This is a genomic window from Streptococcus mitis (assembly GCF_022137125.1).
Taxonomy (GTDB): domain Bacteria; phylum Bacillota; class Bacilli; order Lactobacillales; family Streptococcaceae; genus Streptococcus; species Streptococcus mitis_CE.
In genome coordinates this window covers 346,077-366,426 of the sequence record NZ_JAKNEQ010000002.1, presented here as the reverse complement: position 1 = coordinate 366,426, position 20,350 = coordinate 346,077, and the positions used below count along the sequence as shown (strand labels likewise).

The 20,350-nt window shown below is 38.4% G+C and carries 6 protein-coding genes; all 6 read right to left on the bottom strand.

Going from position 1 to position 20,350, the window contains the following annotated elements:
* Positions 1–7,824, bottom strand: a 7,824-nt coding sequence (locus L0P31_RS03675; RefSeq protein WP_238095817.1) for an Ig-like domain-containing protein, incomplete at its 3' end; no start/stop codon positions are given.
* A 565-nt stretch (positions 7,825–8,389) separates the two neighbouring features.
* On the bottom strand, positions 8,390–17,179 hold the full coding sequence (locus tag L0P31_RS03670) for a YSIRK-type signal peptide-containing protein (protein ID WP_238095806.1): 8,790 nt from the start codon (positions 17,177–17,179) through the stop codon (positions 8,390–8,392).
* A 543-nt stretch (positions 17,180–17,722) separates the two neighbouring features.
* Positions 17,723–18,412 (bottom strand): 50S ribosomal protein L1, encoded by a 690-nt coding sequence (gene rplA / locus L0P31_RS03665; protein WP_001085675.1) that lies wholly within the window; start codon positions 18,410–18,412, stop codon positions 17,723–17,725.
* A 97-nt stretch (positions 18,413–18,509) separates the two neighbouring features.
* Positions 18,510–18,935, bottom strand: coding sequence for a 50S ribosomal protein L11 (gene rplK / locus L0P31_RS03660; protein WP_001085806.1), 426 nt, complete (start codon positions 18,933–18,935; stop codon positions 18,510–18,512).
* A 224-nt stretch (positions 18,936–19,159) separates the two neighbouring features.
* Positions 19,160–19,876: an LD-carboxypeptidase LdcB/DacB gene (ldcB, locus tag L0P31_RS03655; protein WP_238095804.1), complete on the bottom strand. Its 717-nt coding sequence runs from the start codon at positions 19,874–19,876 to the stop codon at positions 19,160–19,162.
* 2 nt (positions 19,877–19,878) lie between these two features.
* A complete protein-coding gene (locus L0P31_RS03650) occupies positions 19,879–20,349 on the bottom strand; it encodes an HIT family protein (protein WP_049502022.1) in 471 nt (156 codons plus the stop codon).
* Between the last annotated feature and the right edge of the window lies 1 nt (position 20,350).

Here is a 20,350-nt window from a genome sequence, read left to right as displayed (position 1 = left end):
ATTTGGAAGTGGTTTAGTTTCTACAAAGCGGTAGCCTGGGATATCTTTCTTAGGTGTTTTACCTTCTTCTGTTGGAGTATTTGGAATTTCACTTCCGTCTTTATCCTTGAAGAATGTTTTCACTTTTTCGTAGACATGCTCTGTATCTCCATTTGGAAGTGGTTTAGTTTCTACAAAGCGGTAGCCTGGGATATCTTTCTTAGGTTGTTCCCCTTCTTCTGTTGGAGTATTTGGAATTTCATTTCCATCTTTATCCTTGAAGAATGTTTTCACTTGTTCGTAGACATGCTCTGTGTCCCCGTTTGGAAGTTCCTTAGTTTCTACGAAGCGGTAGCCTGGAATTGAGTCTTTCTTCGGTTTTTTACCTTTTTCAGTTGGAACTTTTGGAATTTCATTTCCATCTTTATCCTTGAAGAATGTTTTCACTTGTTCATAGATATGACGAGTATTTCCATGCTCATCAGTGATTGTTTCTTTATATCTGTATCCTGGAATATCTACCTTAGGCTGTTCTCCATCTTTACTTGGGAATCCTGGAATTTCTTTACCATTTTCATCTACATAGTCTGTACCTGGACGAACTGTTGGAGTGTATTTAGCAGCAATTGTTTTTCCTGCTTTATCTTTCCTTACAACAGTTACACCTTCTCCAGTTCCTACGTAATCTTCTTCTGGAGTGAATGTTACTTTACCATCTTTATCGATAGTATACGTTCCTTCTCCTTCTACAGTTCTTGTAGTTGTTCCATCATCAAATGTTGGTGGTACATCTAAATCAACGTCTCCTGTAAATTCTGGAGTGTTAGATTGTGGAGTATTCTTAGCACCTTCTGATGTTTTGTCTACAGTTGCTGTTACTGGCGTTACTGTTGGAGTGTATTTAGCCGTTACTTCTGTTCCGTTCTTATCTACACGTTGTACAGTTACTCCTGTAGCTGTTCCAAGGAATTCTGGTTCTGGTGTGAATGTTACTTTACCATCTTTATCGATTGTGTATGTTCCTTCTCCTTCAACTGTTACTGAATCAACTGGATCACCTGTCTTAGGATCAACTAGTTTAGCTGGAACAGCCTTATCAATTTCAACAGTTTCTTCTTTACCATTGATTTTAACTGAACCACCTTCAAACTCTGGAGTTCCTGTTTGTGGTTGGCCTTTTGGTCCTACTGATGTCTTATCTTCTCCAGTTGGCGTTACTGGCACTACTTTTGGAGTATACTTAGCTGTTACTGGTGTTCCATTCTTATCAACACGTTGAACTTCTACACCTTCTCCTTTTCCAGTAAATTGTGGTTCTGGTTGGAATTTCACTTTACCATCTTCGATTGTGTACGTTCCCTCTCCAGGAATTACTACTGGTTCATCAGTTGGTTCTCCTGTTTCTGGATCAAGAAGTTTAGGTGCTTTTGCTTCATCAATCTCAACAGTTTTTGGTACACCATTAACCGTTACTGTTCCACCTTTGAATTCTGGTAATCCTGTTTGTGGTTTACCTTGAATATCTTTAGATTTAGCTGGTGTTGCTGTTGGAGTTACACCTTTAACTTTAGGTGTATAGTTCGCTTGAACAGTTGTTCCGTTCTTATCTTGACGTTGAACAGTTACACCTGTTGCTTGACCTGTGAAGTCTTTTTCTGGAGTGAATGTTACTACACCATCAGGATCGATTGTGTATGTTCCTTGTCCTTCTACTACTACTTTATCAGTTGGTTTCCCTGTTTCTCGATCGATTAATTTCGCAGGTACTGTTTCATCAATCGGAACTTCTTTGTCTCCACCTTTGAATACTGGTGTTCCAGTTTGAGTTGCACCTTGTACATCTTCTGATGTTACGTCTTCTCCTGTTGGTTTAACTGGAGTTACAGTTGGCGTGTATTTAGCTTTTACAGGTGTTCCGTTTGTATCTTCACGTTGAACTTCTACACCTGTAGCTGTTCCTGTGAATTGTGGTTCTGGTTGGAATTTAACTTTTCCATCTTCGATTGTGTATGTTCCTTCTCCTTCTACTACAACTTTATCAGTTGATTCTCCTGTTGTTGGATCGATTAGTTTTGGAGCTTTTGTTTCATCAATTGGAACAACTTTCTTTTCACCATTAACCGTTACTTTTCCACCTTTGAATTCTGGTAATCCTGTTTGTGCTTTACCTTGAATATCTGTTGTTTTAGCTGGTGTTGCTGTTGGTTTAACAGGTTTGATGTTCGGTGTATACGTAGTTTTTACTGGAGTTCCGTTAGTATCTTTTGCTTCAATTGTTACTGGTGGAACTGAACCTACATATGTTTTATCTGTTGGTGTATAAACAGCTACTGGATCTTTACCTTCTTCTTTTACAAGAGTATATTTACCGATGACTTTAGTTGGATCTTTTGGATCTTTCACTTCTACTTCATCAGTTGGTTGTCCATCTTCACCTACTAATGTAACTGAACCTGGATTAATCGGTACTGGATCTGATTTAATTGGATTTCCAACTGGATCTTCTAAATCTGCAGTTCCACCTTTGAATGTGATCGGTTGTTTTTGAGTTGCACCTTGTACATCCGTTGATTCAGCTGGCTTAGCCGTTGGTTTAACCCCTACGATTACTGGAGTATAATCAGCTGTTGCCGGTGTATTGTTTTTATCAACACGTTGAACTGTTACTGGTTGTACTGGCCCTACATAACTTTTATCTATTGGTGTGAATTTCACTACTCCTGTAGTCGGATCTAAAGTATACTTACCGATTACATTTCCTTCTGGATCTTTCGCTGGAAGTTCATTTGAAGGAACAGGTTGCTTCGTTTCTGGATCTAGTAATGTTGCTGGTTTATCGTAATCGATTGGTACTGCTTCATTACCTGGTTTGAAGTAAGGTTTACCATTTTGTTCTTGACCTTGTACTCCTGTAGTCACATTATCGAATCCTTGTGGTACTACTGGTTTAACAATCGGTGTGTATTTCGCAGTAGCTGGTGTTCCGTTTGTATCAACACGTTTTACAGTTACACCTTTAGCTACACCTGTGAAGTCTTTTTCTGGTTGGAAATGAACTGTTCCATCTGGATCTACAGTGTACGTTCCTTCTCCTGGTACTACCTTTGTAGTTGTTCCATCTTCGAACGTCGCTGATACTTTATCGTCGATTGGGAATTCATCGTCCCCTGGTGTAAAGACTACTTTACTTTGTTGAGGTTTTCCTTGAAGGTTTGTCGTAGTTTTATCTTGTCCTTCTGGTACTACTGGAGTCACAGTTGGAGTATAAGTTGTTTCTACTTTTGTTCCGTTTTTGTCTGCCGCAGTTACTTTCGCTGGATCTGGTGTTCCAGTGAAATCTTTATTTGGTTGGAATGTAATCACTCCAGTTTCTGGATCTAAAGTATATGTACCTACTTCTTTTCCATCTTTAAGAGCTGGCATTGTTGTGACTTCTGCTCCTGTTGGGTCTAAAAGTTTCACTGTAGATTTATCGATTGGTGCTGTTTCGTCACCTTCTTTGAACATTGTAGTCGCATCTTGAGTTTGTGGTTTGCCTTGTTTTCCACTTGTCTCTTTTGGTTCTGCAGTTGGTTCTATCGCTTCCACTTCTGGAGTATAATCCCCACTAGATGTAACTTCAACTTTATTTCCTTCTGAGTCTGTCGCTGTTACAGCTATTTTAACATCTACTCCTTTTGCTTTACCTTTGAAGCTTGGTTCTGGAGTGAATGTTACTTTACCAGTCTCATCAATTGTGTATGTTCCTTCTCCTGGTACTACAACTTTACCTTCTTCATCAGCACCTTCTAGTGAGTACTTAGCTGTAGACCAGTCTACATTTGTGCCATCTGGAGTGTTAGTTCCTGTATTTAATTCAGAGAAACGATCTTTTCCTGATTTAGATTCTTGAGTTTGTCCTTGTTTTCCTTTAGTTTCATCATTTGATGGTTTAACACCATATACTGTTGGTGTATAAGTAGTTGAAGATTCTACTACTACTGGTTGACCATCATCTCCTGTTAACGCTACATTAGCTGAAACTGTTAAAGGTTTAGCCGTACCAATAAATCCTGGAGCTGGTGTGAAGTTTACTTTACCTGTGTTTTCATCAATTTCATAAGTACCTTCATCAGTAGTTACAGAACTTACTTTTTTACCTGATTCTGGATCAACTAGTTTGTAATCAGATACTTCTGCATCACTTGGTAATCCAGTCTTGAATCCTTTTTCCATTGAATCAGTTTGTTCTTGTCCTTCTGCACCAGAAGATTTTTCAGGTTTAGAAACTACGATGTAGTAAGTTGTTTCTGCAACTGCGTCTTCTGTAACTTCTCCTGAATCTGTTTTTCCTACTGTTGGAGTTGTTACAACACCGTTTGAGTCAACAGCTCTTACTGTTACTTTGTAACTTCCATACTCACCTAGAGTATATGCTGCGATTTCTGGGTTTGCTAAGTTTTTATCAGCTGCTGTTTTCAATGCTTCACGAGCTGTTTCTACAGCTTTTTCAGCTGCAAGAGCTTCATCACGAGCTGATTTTACTTTTGCTTCTACACCAGGTAATGCTGCTTTTGCTTTATCTAACTCAGCTTTTAGTGATGCTTGTTGTTCTTTTGCTGCTTTTAATTTTTTCTCAGCTAAGTCTTCTGCTGTTGGTGAAATTGTACGTAGATGTAAATCATCTACTGCTTTTTGTGCATCCTCTACAATTCTATCTTGACGGTCTACTAATTCTTGAAGTTTAGCTAATTCATTTGCTGTACCTTGAGCATTTGCTACAGCTTCTGCTGCTGCTTTTGTTTTTTCTGCTGCAGCACGTTGTGCTTGAATATATGCTTTTTCTTCAGCTTCTGCTAAGTTGAATTCTTTTTTCGCTCCACTTGGTGAAGTTACCGTTAATTTAGTTTTAATTGTCTCAGATTGAGCATCATCTGATTCATCATCGATTTTATCTTCAAATGCTACATTTGCTTTTGGTGATTTCAATAAGTCAACAGAATTTCCTTGTGTATCTGCATAACTTGTTGATGTTCCAGTTGGTTTATCATTTTGAATAGAAGCTACGTCTGTTCCTGTTGCTTCACGGAAAGCTACATATCCTTTAAATCCTGAATCTGTAGAAATCTTCCATCCAGCATTTGATTTTTCAGCAGTAACTGTAGAACCGTCAGAAGCAGTCCATTTATTTGTTGCTGAATCATAAGTTACAGTTACAGTAACTCCTTTTGTATCAGCTGTTTGAGCTTTTGGTAAAGCAGTAACTGTACGAGTTACATCTCCTACTGCTGTTACTTCACCTTTTTTACGAATTTCTGCAACTTTTTCTGTTAAAGTAGCTGCTGAAGATGTTGCATTCCATGTACGAGTAAATTCGTATACAATATAGTCAACACTTCCATCTGCTTTTGCATCTGTATAAACTCGACGTTCTGTTAATGTTGTAGTTCCATCTCCATTGTCTTTTAGGACATAGGCATCTTCATTTGCAAGAGAATATTTACCAGTTGCACTATTAAATGTAGCTGTATATTCTTTATTATTTGCGTCTTTCACTTTCACAACTTCACGTTGTAAGTCCGCATGAACTTTATCAGTAGTTGCTTTAGCTACAATACTATCTACTCCAACATATTGTGTAGAGTCTGAAGTAACAGGAATATTAATTTTAGACGCTTCTGTTTCTGAAGCATCTCCTAATTGATCTCCTTCTTTTACTGCAGTATTAGTAGTTCCTGCAGCTACAGTCCATTTACCATCTTTTACAACTAATTTTGTGACTGTTCCATCTGGCATTGTAATTTCTGCTTTATTAGCACCGTTAGAAACAGATACTGGAACTTTTGTCGCATACGCTTCAACATTAGATACAGTAATTTTTGGTGCTACTGCAATCGTAATATTTTCATGAGCTTCTTGACCATACATATTCCAATCCTGATTTTTCGCATTGGTTGTATTATTATAGTCTTTGGCGTAAACATTTGCTGTATAAATTCCAGCTTTTGACGCTGTTCCTGTAATATCTCCAGTTTTTGGATTATAATTTAATCCTGGTACAACATCATTTATCGAAGTTTTACTTCCCGTATAATTACCATTTAAGGCTGTGTGGGCTGTGACAGTTTGTGGTCCGTTCTGGGTATTTACTTTAGATCCATCAACTGCAGTAAAGGTTGCTCCATTCGTGCCTCCAGGAGCCGTTTTTGAACCGGCAACAACTTTTTCTCCATTACTTCTGTATACATAACCAGTTCTTTCATCACGACTCATTCCATCGTTATCAACATATTTAATATTATGGTTCACTTCATCTCCAATTGTGACCATTGTAGATTTACCATTAATTAATGGAGCTGTTGAGTCTTGCCATCCAATCCATCCAGCTGTTAAGTCTCTGAAAGTAACTTGTTGAGTAGCTCCATCTTTCTCTACAGTTACAATATAGCGCATGTCATATACACCGTTTTGAAGAGTAGATGCTACGTATCCTTCTACAGTATCTGTTTTTTCATTATATCCTGTACCAGGAACTAAGTTACTTAGTTGGATATCTTTAATTTTATATCCCGCAGCTTCTGCTTCTGGTGATAATGTGAAACGTTTTTTAGCATCAGTGATATATACATAGTGGTTTCCTTGCTCATAAGTATAACCATAGATTTCTGTAGCTAGATACTCATAAGCACCTCCTGCACCCCATATTGTATTCCTATTAGTTTTTCCTGTAGCACGAAGTTTCCCTTTCCATAGAGCAGCTTCACGACCAAGTTTCTGAGCTTCTGTTTTTGATAAAGGAATATCAGTACGACCACTTATCCCTGCTTGTCCACTATTAGCTGCAGGCACTTCTGTATTCTCTGATTGATAACCATGAACATAAATTTTGTAATTGTTGTTACCATCTAAAACTTTGTAAGATTTACCTGTTGCTGTAGCGAATTCACCATTTTCTTTTCTTAGTTCTGTAGAAGCAGCTGTATACCCTTCATTAGCTGAAAGAGCTACTGCAAACTTACCATCACGACCGATTCCTGCGTTTTTCAATTCATTGTAAACTGCAAGGATGGATTCGTTGAGGCGTTCCAATTGAGCATCTACTTGCTCTTTTGTGACACTCTTATCAACCAAAAGAGCCTTAGTTTCAGCAAGTACTACTTGGTTCTTAGCTACTGCTGCTTTAACTGCTGCCTTGTTTTCTTCTTTGACATCAGCCTTAGCAAGTTCAGTCTCAGCTAATTTGTTTGTTACTTCAGCTTCTGATGATACTTGTGTAAGAGTTGTTGTTGCTACTGAAAGAGCTTTCTCAGCTGGAGTAGCTTTCTTTTCAGCTTCAGCTTTCGTAGCTTCTTTTTCAGCTGCTTGTTTGTTATCGAAACCAGCAGTATTTGACTCAGTAACAACTGTGCTCAATGCTGATACAGTTTCTGCTTGTGCATCTACATCTGCTTGGTTAGTTTCAGCCTTTGCAAGAGCTGCTTTAGCTGTTGCCAATACTTCCTTAGCTGAACTTATTACTGTAGCATCTGCAAATTTAGCAGTTGAAAGTTTAGACTCTAAGGTAGCTATACTTGCTTCAAGGATAGCCTTGTTTACTTTCTTAGTTTCTACTGCTTTTACTTCAGGTTTTGCTTCTGTAACTTTTTCAGTTTCTGGTTTTATTTCTTCAGTATTCTGATTATCTTTTTCAGCTGAAGTTGCTGCTACTGCAGTTTCGGTACCTTGTACCTCCGTCGCTGAAACCGCTCCATTACCTAAGAACATCAAACCAGCCGCAATCGCTACTGATGCTGCACCGAAACTATACTTACGAATACCGTAACGAATGTACTTTTCCGTTCGAAAATCTTTCTGCTTGTCCTTCATTTTTGACAAATATCCTCCATAAAATAGTATGTTTATTGACGAAATCAATGGATAAGATAACACGTAAAAAATGCCCCTTTATATTTTCTAAAATACTAAGAGGACTATCTTTTAGATAGTACCAGCAAACACCATCAATATTCACAGTCATTCTACCATTTTTTTATTCATTTAGCAATAAATATAATAATAAATAAATAATTGTTTAAATCATTTGCTATATAGTGATTTTATTTTTATAAAAACAAACTTTTTTATTGATATTTTTATCATTTTATATACATAATGCATCAATTTTATTATTTTATAAAAAGAAAGCTTTTTTCTATACTTTATGTATTATCATATAATTTCATCTTACAGTAAAGATTAAAATACGTTATATAAATATTTTTAATATAAAAGATTTATATGGAGAATAAAGCAGCAATATTCATCTCACTATTTGTATAATAGTGGAATGTAAAATTTAATATATAAAAAAATGAATGAAGTAAATAGCCATTCATTATAAAGCTATCTACATTTCATTCATTTTCCTTATTTATAAGATATAAAGAACTGATTAGTCTTCTTTCTTCTTACGAGCTACAAGTCCAAATCCACTCAAGACTCCGAGAAGTCCAAGTGCTGCAAGGCTAGCATTGTCTTCTGTACCAGTATTTGGCAACTCTTTTTGACCTTCAACATATTTAGGTGTTGCTGGTTGTTTTGGCTGCTCAGGTACTACTGGCATGTCTGGAGTTACTGGTTTCTCAGGGCTTGTTGGCTCTTGTGGAGAAACCGGCTGAACTGGTTGACTTGGGTCAACTGGTCTTGGAGTTGGCATCTCAACTTTCTTGAAGATATGTCTGATATTTCCATTTGGATCTGTCACAGTCTTCACATATTCGTAACCTGGAATTGTTCCTGGTTCTTTAGAACCTGGTTCCGTTGGTTTCAATGGATTTCCTTTTTCATCTGTCCAAGTAGTTGTATTTTGTTTACCTGGATTTGGTTGAGGAACAGGTGATGGTATTGGAGCTGGTGGCGTTACTTTTTCATAAACGTGTTCAATATCGCCATTATCAAGCTTCTTAGTCTCTACGAATTTGTAACCTGGAATATCTTTCTTAGGTTGTTCGCCATCTTCACTTGGATTTCCTGGAATCTCATTTCCTTCTTTATCCTTGAATGAAGTCTTAACTTTTTCGTAGACGTGTTTTGTATTACCATCATTATCTGTAATAGTTTCTACAAATCTATATCCTGGAATTTCTTTGTTAGGAGTTGTTCCGTCTTCACTTGGATATCCTGGAATTTCTTTGCCTTCTTTATCTCTGAAGATAGTTTCTGGACGTACTGTTGGTGTGTAAGATGCAAAAATTGTTTTACCATTTTTATCTTTTCTTACAACTGTTACGCTGTTTGCTGTACCTACGAATTCCGGTTCTGGAGTGAAGGTTACTTTTCCGTTCGGATCGATAGTGTAAGTTCCTTGACCTGGTACTACTTTTGTAGTTGAACCATCTTCAAATGTTGGTGGTACCTCTTTATCAATGTCTCCTTCAAATATTGGAGTATTTGATTGTTGTTTACCTTTTGGTCCTTCAGATTCTACATCTTTAGTTGATGTTGCTCCGAGAACTGTTGGTGTGTATGTGGCTGTTACTGGTGTGCCATTTTTATCCACACGTTTAACAGTTACACCTTTTGTTACACCTACAAAGTCTTTCTCTGGAGTGAAGGTTACTTTTCCGTCTGGTGCTACTGTGTAAGTTCCTTCGTTTGGTACTACTTTTGTAGTTGAACCGTCTTCGAATGTCGCTGGTACATCTTTATCGATTTCTACTGTTTTCTTCTTACCGTTAACAGTTTCTGATCCACCTTTGAAGATTGGTGTTCCTTCTTGAGGTGTGTTCTTAGGTCCAACTGATGTTACATCTTCTCCAGATGGTGATACTGGAATAACAGTTGGTGTATATTTCGCTGTTACTGGTGTTCCATTTTTATCAACACGTTTTACAGTTACACCTGTTGCTACACCTGTGAATTTTGGTTCTGGTACGAATGTTACAGTTCCATCTGGTGCTACTGTGTAAGTCCCTTCATTTGGTACTACTTTTGTAGTTGATCCATCTTCGAATGTTGCTGGTTTAGTGTCATCGATGTCTACTGTTTCTTCTTTACCATTTACAGTTGTTTTTCCACCTGTGAATGTTGGTTTTCCTGTTTGAGTTTCACCTTGGAGGTCTTTAGACTTAGCTTCTTTACCTGTCGGTGTTACCCCTACAACTGTTGGTGTATATGTTGATTCAGCTGGTGTTCCGTTTTTATCAACACGTTGGATAGATACACCTGTTCCACGTCCTGTGAAGTTTGGTTCTGGTGTGAAGGTTACTTCTCCAGATTTCGGATCGATTGTGTATGTTCCTTCGTTCGGTACTTTAATAGTAGTTTTATCCGTTGGTTTTCCTGTTTCTGGATCTACGAATTTCGCTGGTTTTTCAGTATCGATTTCTACTGTTTTTTCTATTCCATTAACAGTTGTTTTACCTGGTGTGAAGTTTGGAGTTGCTTTTTGCGTTGCTCCTTGGATACCTACAGTAGTTTTTTCTTCACCTGTTGGTGTTACTGGCACAACAGTTGGAGTGTAAGTTGCTGTTGCTGGTGTTCCGTTTTTATCCACACGTTGAACTTTAATTCCAGAAGTTTTACCTGTGAAGTTTGGTTCTGGTGTAAATGTTACTTCTCCAGTTTTCGGATCAATTGTGTAGGTTCCTTCGTTCGGTACTTTTACAGTTGTTTCATCTGTTGGTTTACCTGTTGTTGGATCTACCAATTTAGCTGGTTTATCGTTATCAATTTCTACTGTTTCTTCTTTACCGTTAACAGTAGTTTTACCACCTGTGAATGTTGGAGTTGCTTTTTGCGTTGCTCCTTGGATATCTTCAGTACCTTTATCGTCACCTTTTGGTGTTACTGGTTTAACGAATGGCGTGTATTTACCATTTACTGGTGTACCGTTTTTATCTTCACGTTGAACTTCAATTCCTTTAGCTTCACCAGTGAAGGTTGGTTCTGGTGTGAAGGTTACTTTACCATTTTCATCAATTTCGTAAGTTCCTTCGTTCGGTACTTTTACAGATTTTTCTTCTGTTGGTTTACCTGTTGTTGGATCTACTAGTTTTGGTGCTTTCTCTAAGTTAATAGGTACTTTTTTGTCACCTTCTTTGAATGTTGGTGTACCTTCTTGTGACTTACCTTGGATTCCTTCTGAAGTTGCTGGAGTCGCTGTTGGTGTTACCGGTGTGATGTATGGTGTGTAAGTAGTTTCTACTGTAATACCATTTGTATCTGCAGCACGAACTTTTACTGGTTGTACTTCACCGTAGTAGGTTGCATTCGGTGTTAATACTCCGACAGCTTTACCGTCTACTACTTCAAGAGTGTATTCCCCGATTACATTTCCTTTAGGATCTTTCGCATCTACTTTCGTAGCTGGTTGTCCATTTTCATCTAATAATGTGTATGTTGCTGGATCAATCGGTACAGTTTTTTGAACTGCTACTTTTACATCTGGGAGATCGATATCAGGTACAGTCGTTTTATCTACTACACTATCGATGAATGTAACAGGTTGTTTTTGAACTTGACCTTGAACATCTTGTGATGTAGCTGGTTGTGCTTTCGGTTTAGCTCCGATAACGATTGGACGATATTTACCAATAGCTGGTTGTCCAAGTTTATCAACACGTTGAACGATTACCCCTTTAGCTTCACCAACGAATGTTTTCTCAGGAACGAATTTCACTGTTCCGTCTGGTTGAAGAGTATATTCCCCTTCTCCTTCAACTTTAATTGGAGTTCCAACTGCTACTGGTTGTTTGGTAGCTGGGTCAAGTACGACTGGTGCTACATTTTTATCGATTTCTACAGTTTTCTCTTCTCCACCGATTTCTACTGTTCCACCTTTGAACTTAGGTTTACCATGTTGTTCTTGACCTTGGATATCTGCAGAGATGACATCCCATCCTGTTGGTGTTACTGGATGAACGACTGCTGTGTATTCTCCACGTGCAGGTGTTCCGTTTTTGTCTTTACGGATTACTGTTAAAGTCGTACCTTTACCTGAGAATGTTTTCTCTGGTACGAATGTTACTGTGCCATCTGGAGCTACTGTGTAAGTACCTTCGTTTGGTACTACTTTTGTAGTTGAACCGTCTTCAAATGTTGCAGGTACAGTGTCGTCCATTGGTACAGTTTCTTCTTTACCATTAACAGTTGTTTTACCACCTTCAAAGGCTGGTTTACCGCTTTGAGTTGCACCTTGAATATCTTCTGTGAATGCCACTTTACCGATTGGAGTCACTGGTTTAACAGTTGGTGTATAAGTCGCTGTTGCTGGTGTTCCATTCGCGTCTTTTACTTCTACTGTTGCTGGTACTGGTGTACCTACGAAGTCTTTATTCGGTGTGAAGGTTACTTTTCCTGTTGTTGGATCAATTGTGTATGTACCAACTTGTTTTCCTGCTGCATCTTTAGCTGGAATTGTTGGTTCATCTGTTGGTTTACCTGTTGTTGGATCTACTAATTTAGCCGGTTGAGTTACATCAATCTTAATTGGAGCAACTGGGTGACCTTGCGTAAATGTTGGAGTTCCTTCTTGAGGTGAACCTTGAATTCCTTCTGTACTTGCAGGAGTTCCTGTTGGTGTTACCGGTGTGATATTCGGTGTATAAGTTGTAGTTACAGGAGTTCCGTTTTTATCTTTTGCTTGTACCGTTACTGGTTCTACTTTACCAACATATGTTTTATTTGTTGGTGTGAAGACTGCAACTGCTTTTCCATCTACATTCTTAACAGTGTAAGTACCAACTACTTTTCCTGTAGCGTCTTTAGCTGGTACTTCAGAAGCTGGGTTCCCATTTTCGTCTAATAATGTGTATGTTGTTGGATCAATTGGTACTTTTTTCTCAACACCATCAATCGTTGTTTTCGAATCGTTGAATGTTACAGGTTGCTCTTGAGTTGCACCTTGTACATCTGTTGATGTTGCTGCTTCTGCAGTTGGAGTTGCTGGTTCAACGACTGGAGTATATTTTCCTTTAGCGGATACTTCAATCGTATTTCCTTCTTTATCCGTTGCATTTGCTGTTACTTTTACATCAACTCCTTGAGCTGTTCCTGTGAACGTTGGAAGCGGAGTAAATGTTACAACACCTGTCGATGGATCAATTGTATAAGTTCCTTCGTTTGGAACAACAACTTTTCCTTCATTATCAGCACCTTCTAGTGAGTACTTAGCTGTAGTTAGATCAACATTTGTACCATCTGGCGTATTTTCTGGAGTGTTTAGTTTAGAGAAACGTTCACTTCCTGGTTTAGAAGTTTGGACTGCTCCTTGAATATCTTTAGTAGTGTCATCGTTACCTTTAACACCATAAACTGTTGGTGTGTAAGTAGTTGATGCTTCTACTGTTACTGGTTTACCATCATCTCCTGGAATCGTTACATTTGCTGCGACCGAAATTGGTTTAGCAGTTCCGATATATCCTTGAGCTGGTGTGAACGTTACTTTTCCTGTTGTTGGATCTACGGTATAAGTTCCTTCATCTGTAGTTACAGAGTCTTTTTTCTCTCCTGTTGCTGGATCTACTAGTTTGTAATCAGATACTGTAGAGTTTTCAGGAAGACCAGTCTTGAATCCTTTTTCCATGGTGTCGCTTTGAGGCGTATCTTGGGCACCACCTGAAATTTCTGGTTTAGGAACTACGATATAGTAAGTTGTTTCTGCTACTGCATCATCCGTCACTTCACCTGAATCACTTCCGCCTACTGTTGGAGTTGTTACAACACCGTTTGAGTCAACAGAATGAACCGTTACTTTATAACTACCATATTGACCTAATGTGTAAGCTGCGATTTCTGGATTTGCTAAGTTTGCTGCTGCAGCTGTTTTAAGTGCTGTACGAGCTGTTTCTACCGCTTTTTCAGCTTCTAAAGCTGCAGTACGCGCCGTTTCTACTTCAGTATTTTTTGTTGCAAGATTTGCTTTAGCTGTTTCTAATTGTGCTTCTACAGATGCTTTAAACTCTTTAGCATGCGCAAGTCTTCTCTCTGCTAATTCTTGAGCCGTTGGAGAAATAGTACGTAGTTTTAAGTTATCTAATGCTTTTTGAGCATCATCTGCTATTCTTGAAGCACGATCCAATAGTTCTTGAGCATGAGCTAATTCATTTTGTGTATCTTGTTGTTCTTTTAGAGCCGTTGCTGCCGCTTGAGTTTTAGCTGCTGCAGTACGTTGAGCTGCAATATATGCTGCTTCTTCTGCTTTTGCCGCATCGAATACTTTTTGGCTTCCGTCTGGTGCAGTTACTGTTACTTTTGTTTTAATAGTATCAGAATCTGTTGCTGATGTTTTATCATCGATTGTATCCGCAAATGCTACGTTTGCTTTAGGTGACTTAATTAAGTCTACTGATGCACCTTTTGCTTCTGAATAACTTGTTGAAGTCCCTGCTGGTTTAGCGTTTTGAATTGATGCTACATCTGTAGAAGATGCTTCACGGTATGAAATATATCCTTTAAATCCTGATGCTGTTTCAACTTCCCAACCAGCATTTGATTCTTTAGCTGTTACCGCTGTGCCGTCAGAAGATGTCCATTGGTTTGTTACTGAGTCGTAACTTACTGTAACTACCATCCCTTGTTCTGAAGATGTATTATCTTTTTTAACTAGAGTTTCTGTACGTGTAACATTACCTACTGCTGTTACCTCACCATTTTTACGGATTTCAGCAATCTTGTCCACTAAAGTTGACGCTGAAGATGTTGTATTCCATGTACGTTCAAACTCATAAACAACGAACTTAACATCACCATTTGCTTGAGCATCTGTATAAACACGACGTTCAATAAGCGTTGATGTGCCATTACCATTGTCTTTTAGTTCATAAGCTTTTTCAGTCGGTAAAGAATATTTACCTGTTGCATGGTTAAATTCCGCTTTATACGTATTCCCTGCTGCGTCAGTTACCATCGCAAATTCACGTTGAATATTTGCTTTAACTCTATCAGTTGTTGCTTTTGCTGCAATACTATCAACACCAACGTATTTTGTAGATTCTGGAGTTACAGTTAAATTAACAGTCGAATCTCCTGTTGTTGAAGCTGCTCCCAACACTGCACCTTCTTGTAACGCAGTATTTGTAGTACCTGCTGCAACTGTCCAGTTACCATCTTTAACTACAAGTTTTGTAACTGTTCCATCTGGCATTGTAATTTCAGCTTTGTTAGCTCCATTTGAAATTGTCACAGGTACAGTTGTTGCATATGCTTCTACATTCTTAACAGTAATTTTAGGTGCTACTGCGATTGTAATATTTTCATGAGCTTCTTGACCATACATGTTCCAATCCATATTTCTTGCATTGGTTGTATTATTATAGTCTTTGGCATAAACAGCTGCTGTGAAAATTCCAGCTTCTGTTGCTGTTCCAGTAATATCTCCAGTTTTTGGATCATAATTTAATCCTGGTACAACATCATTTATCGGAGTTTTACTTCCCGTATAATTACCATTTAAGGCTGTGTGGGCTGTGACAGTTTGTGGTCCGTTCTCGGTATTTACTTTAGATCCATCAACTGCAGTAAAGGTTGCTCCACTCGTGCCTCCAGGAGCAGTTTTTGAACCGGCAACAACTTTTTCTCCATTACTTCTGTATACATAATCAGCTCTTTCATCACGAGTCATTCCATCGTTATCAACATATTTAATATTATGATTGACTTGATCGCCTATTGTTACTAATTTTGATGACCCTTGAATACGTGGTGCAGATGAATCTTGCCATCCTATCCATCCAGCTGTTAAGTCTCTGAAAGTAACTTGCTGAGTAGCTCCATCTTTCTCTACAGTTAGAACATAACGCATGTCATATACACCATTTTGAAGAGTAGATGCTACATAGCCTTCTACAGTATCTGTATTTTCATTATAAGCTAATCCTGGAAGTAAGTTACTTAACGCGATGTTTTTAATTGTGTATCCTGCCGCAGTTGCTTCTGGTGATAAACTAAAACGTTTTTTCACATCAGTAAGATATACATAATGATTTCCTTGTTCAAAAGTATAACCATAGATTTCTGTGGCTAGATACTCATAGGCACCTCCTGCACCCCATATTGAATTCCCATTAGTTTTTCCTGTAGCACGAATTTTACCTTTCCATAATTCTGCTTCTCGTCCAAGTTTCTGAGCTTCTGTTTTTGATAACGGAATATCTGTACGTCCACTAACCCCGGCTTGTCCACTATTAGCCGCAGGCACATCAGTGTTCTCAGATTGATAACCATGAACATAAACTTTATAGTTGTTGTTACCATCTAGTACTTTGTAAGATTTACCTGTAGATCCAAGGAATTCACCATTTTCTTTTCTTAGTTCTGTAGAAGCAGCTGTGTATCCTTCGTTAGCTGAAAGTGCTACAGCGAATTTTCCATCACGGCCAATACCATTACGTTTCAATTCATCATAAACTGCCTGAATAGACTCGTTCAAACGGTTCAATTGGGCATCCACTTGTTCTTTTGTCAAGCTCTTATCTGCCAAGAGTTTGTTCGTTTCTGCTAGGACAGCTTGGTTTTTAGCAACTGCAGCTTCGATAGCAGCTTTACCCTCAGACGCAAGGTCCTTTTTGTCCATTTCTGAATAAGCTAATTGACTGGTAACTTCTGCTTCAGATGCAACTTGGTTCAAAACCTTAGTATCTACCGCTGGAGTTTCTTGTTTTTGATTAGCTGCTTCTTCTTTCTTGGCAGTTTCAGTAGCGTTTGATTCTACAAGAACTGTCACTAAAGCCTTGAGAGCTTCTGTTTGGCTATCTACTTCTGCTTGTTCAGCTGTTGGGTTGGCAAAAACTGATTTTGCAGTCGCTAAAACTTCCTTTGCTGCAGAGATAGCACTTGCATCTGCATTTTTAGCTGCAGCGATACGGTTTTCTAAGCTTGAAATCGCTTCATGGAGCGCCGTTTTATTAGCAGCAACCTTTTCAGCAGCTTTTTCTACAGCTTTTTCAGCAGTTGCTTTAGGAGGCTCTACTGTTGTTTCTTCTGCTGCTTGCTTAACTTCAGCTTCTTTTTGAACTGGAGCTTGATCCTTCTTATCCTCAACCTTATCAGTTAAGTCAGTTGCCTGTTTCACTGTAATGGCAGTCTCATCTACCTGCTTAGTTTCATTGGCAGATACTGCTCCATTTCCAAGGAACATCAAACCAGCCGCAATCGCTACGGATGCTGCTCCAAAGCTATACTTACGAATCCCATAACGGATGTACTTTTCTACTCTAAAATCTTGTTGTTGCTTGCCTTTCATCGAGACCAACAACCTCCTTTTATTTTCATCATATTAGTTAAAAATTTCCAAAAAAATCCCTCCTCAATTTTTTCTTAACTGAGAGGATAATTTATCTAATTCACAATTAACATGTATATAAATAATATCACATCTTATCTCATTACACAAGATATTTGATTTATAATTTTTCAAAAAAATAACAATTTTCTAAGTAAAATTTAGGTAACATTTTACTTGAATTATCAGCATTTTATAAGGGTCATAATTTTTAAAATTGTCGCTTTTGTTCCTATTTTCTGAATATTTTCTACCCTCTTTTTATATTTAAATCTTCGTTAGTTTTTATCAGTATTTTTGTATATTTATTTAAAACTAACCTTGTAAAACGATTGCTTTATCTCATTTTTATATATTTTCCTTTTATCATTTAACTTTAGAAAGACGATTGCAAAACTTTCTACCAACTTTTGAGGTTTTCCAAGATAGTTGAATAATGAAGTATAGTGAAATAAAACAAAAAAACGAGCACTTTCGCACTCGTTCTCTGATATAAACTACTGATTAAAGTGAGTTTACGTCAACTTTGATACCAACACCTTGAGTAGTTGTGATAGTCAAGTTTGTTACGTAAGTTCCTTTAGCTGTAGCTGGTTTTGCTTTTTGGATTGTTTCGTTGAAAGCTTTGAAGTTTTCAACCAATTTTTCAGCTTCAAATGATACTTTACCGATGATTGCTTGAACGTTACCTGCACGGTCAGCACGGTAAGTGATTTTACCACCTTTAGACTCTTCAACTGCTTTAGCAACATCCATTGTTACAGTACCAGTTTTAGGGTTTGGCATCAAGTTACGTGGTCCAAGGACACGTCCAAGACGTCCAACAAGAGCCATCATGTCAGGTGTAGCGATAACTACGTCGAAGTCCAACCAACCGTCGTTGATTTTAGCAACAAGGTCATCTTCACCAACAAAGTCTGCACCAGCAGCTTTTGCTTCTTCAGCTTTTGCACCACGTGCGAAAACAAGAACGCGTGAAGTTTTACCAGTACCGTTTGGCAATACCATTGCTCCACGGATTTGTTGGTCAGCTTTTTTAACGTCGATGTTCAAGTTGTAAGCAACTTCTACAGTTGCGTCAAATTTTGCAAAGTTAGTTTCTTTTGCAAGTGCTACAGCTTCTTCTACGCTGTATGCTTTTGTGCTGTCGATTTTCTCAAGAGCAGCACGAAGTTGTTTGCTTTTTTTAGCCATTTTCTATTCTCCTTGTAAGTGGTTCAATCGATTTTCATCTCCCACGTCACTTCTCGAAATGATGAAGTCTTGCGGGTTATATTGGGGGTGTTATTGATTAGTCAACAACAGTGAATCCCATAGAACGAGCAGTACCTTCGATCATACGCATTGCAGACTCAATGTTTGCTGCGTTCAAATCTGGCATCTTGGTTTCTGCAATTTCTTGTACTTGTGCACGAGTAACTGTAGCAACTTTAGTTTTGTTAGGTGTACCTGATCCTTTTTCAACACCTGCAGCTTTTTTCAAAAGAACAGCAGCTGGTGGTGTTTTAGTGATGAAAGTAAATGATTTATCTTCGTAAACTGAGATAACAACTGGAATGATCATACCAGCTTGGTCAGCTGTACGAGCGTTGAACTCTTTTGTGAATCCCATGATGTTGATACCAGCTTGACCAAGAGCAGGTCCAACCGGTGGAGCTGGTGTAGCTTTACCAGCAGGGATTTGCAATTTTACAAGTTTTTCGACTTTTTTAGCCATTTTTAAATCCTCCTTTGTGGTTTTGGCGGTAATTAAAAATTTTTACCTCCCACAAGTATGCTTTTTACATACCCATCTATTATACACTATTTATCTAGAATTGCAAGAGAAAAGTTTTTTATACTCAATGAAAATCAAAGAGCAAACTAGGAAGCTAGCCGCAGGCTGTACTTGAGTACGGTAAGGCGACGCTGACGTGGTTTGAATTTGATTTTCGAAGAGTATTAATCGACGTAATCTCCGCCTTCAAATCCATAGTATTCTTCCAAACTGAGACCACTCTCAGCAATTTCTTTAGCTTCTTTTCCGACATAACGAAGGTGCCATTCTTCAGCCATATAGCCTGTTTCCTTTTCCTTACCTTTGAGATAACGAACAACAAAGCCATAATCAGCCGCATGGTCCAAGAGCCATTGGGCCGCTTTTTCTTCTGTCACCAAATCACCATTTGTCCCAATCACATCAAAAGCCAAACCTGTCTGGTGTTCGCTATAGCCAGGACGAGCAGAATAACGATCGGCAGCTTCTTTCCCATCTTGGTTGACATAATCTTGATAGAGCTTGGTCTGAGTTTCATAACTTCTAAAACCACTGTAATGGTCACTAATCGGGAAACCTGCCTCTTGCATCGCTTTGATGAGTTTGATCAACTCTGCCTTGGCTGTTGGATTTTCCCCTGGATTGTAGTCTTTTGACAATGGGTAGTGTTTATTTGCTACGATGATTTCATCGTATTTCCCTTGGATGCTGTAGTAGTCTCCTTTGTTAACCACTTCTGCTTTTTTCTGGGCAGCTCCTTGAGCCTTACTTCCGACTGTTCCATCAGCTTTAGCAGTTTGCTCTGTCTTAGCTGAGCCATCTTCATTTTTTGCTTTTTCTTGTGAACAAGCTGCTAGACTCATGGCTAGCAAAGCTGTCAAGATAAGGTATCTTTTTTTCATTTCTACTCCTTTATTTCTAATAATTTATCTACTTCTAACGATAAACGTTTGACTAATCTTTTAATCTCATCCGGTTTTGCTTGGCAGGTTTCTGCTGTCATTTCTTCAAAAGGAACCCACCAGACTGGACCACGTCCCTTAAGACCGTGTCCATTCAAATCACCTCTTCGTCTAGGAAACAGATGCCAATGAAGATGGGCATCGCCATTTCCTAGCAGTTCGATATTCATTTTCTCAGCAGCAAAAGCCTTAGCAACCGCCTCTTGGACCACACTCATTTCTTCTAGAAAATGGAGTCTTGTCTCCTTTTTCAAATGGTGCAATTCGGTGACATGTTCCTTGGCTAGAAAGAGACTATAGCCTGCAAAATACTGGTGGTCTCCAACCACAAGATAGCCTGTTTCCAACTCTTTGACAAAATAGGGACTTTCTCCCTTCTTGATGAGCTCAATTCTCTGGCAAATCAAACACATA

What these genes read in the sequence shown, in the direction of transcription:
- L0P31_RS03650 (WP_049502022.1), bottom strand. Translation starts at nt 20,349, where the DNA reads ATGTGTTTGATTTGCCAGAGAATTGAGCTCATCAAGAAGGGAGAAAGT.
- L0P31_RS03670 (WP_238095806.1), bottom strand. Translation starts at nt 17,179, where the DNA reads ATGAAAGGCAAGCAACAACAAGATTTTAGAGTAGAAAAGTACATCCGT.
- rplK (WP_001085806.1), bottom strand. Translation starts at nt 18,935, where the DNA reads ATGGCTAAAAAAGTCGAAAAACTTGTAAAATTGCAAATCCCTGCTGGT.
- rplA (WP_001085675.1), bottom strand. Translation starts at nt 18,412, where the DNA reads ATGGCTAAAAAAAGCAAACAACTTCGTGCTGCTCTTGAGAAAATCGAC.
- ldcB (WP_238095804.1), bottom strand. Translation starts at nt 19,876, where the DNA reads ATGAAAAAAAGATACCTTATCTTGACAGCTTTGCTAGCCATGAGTCTA.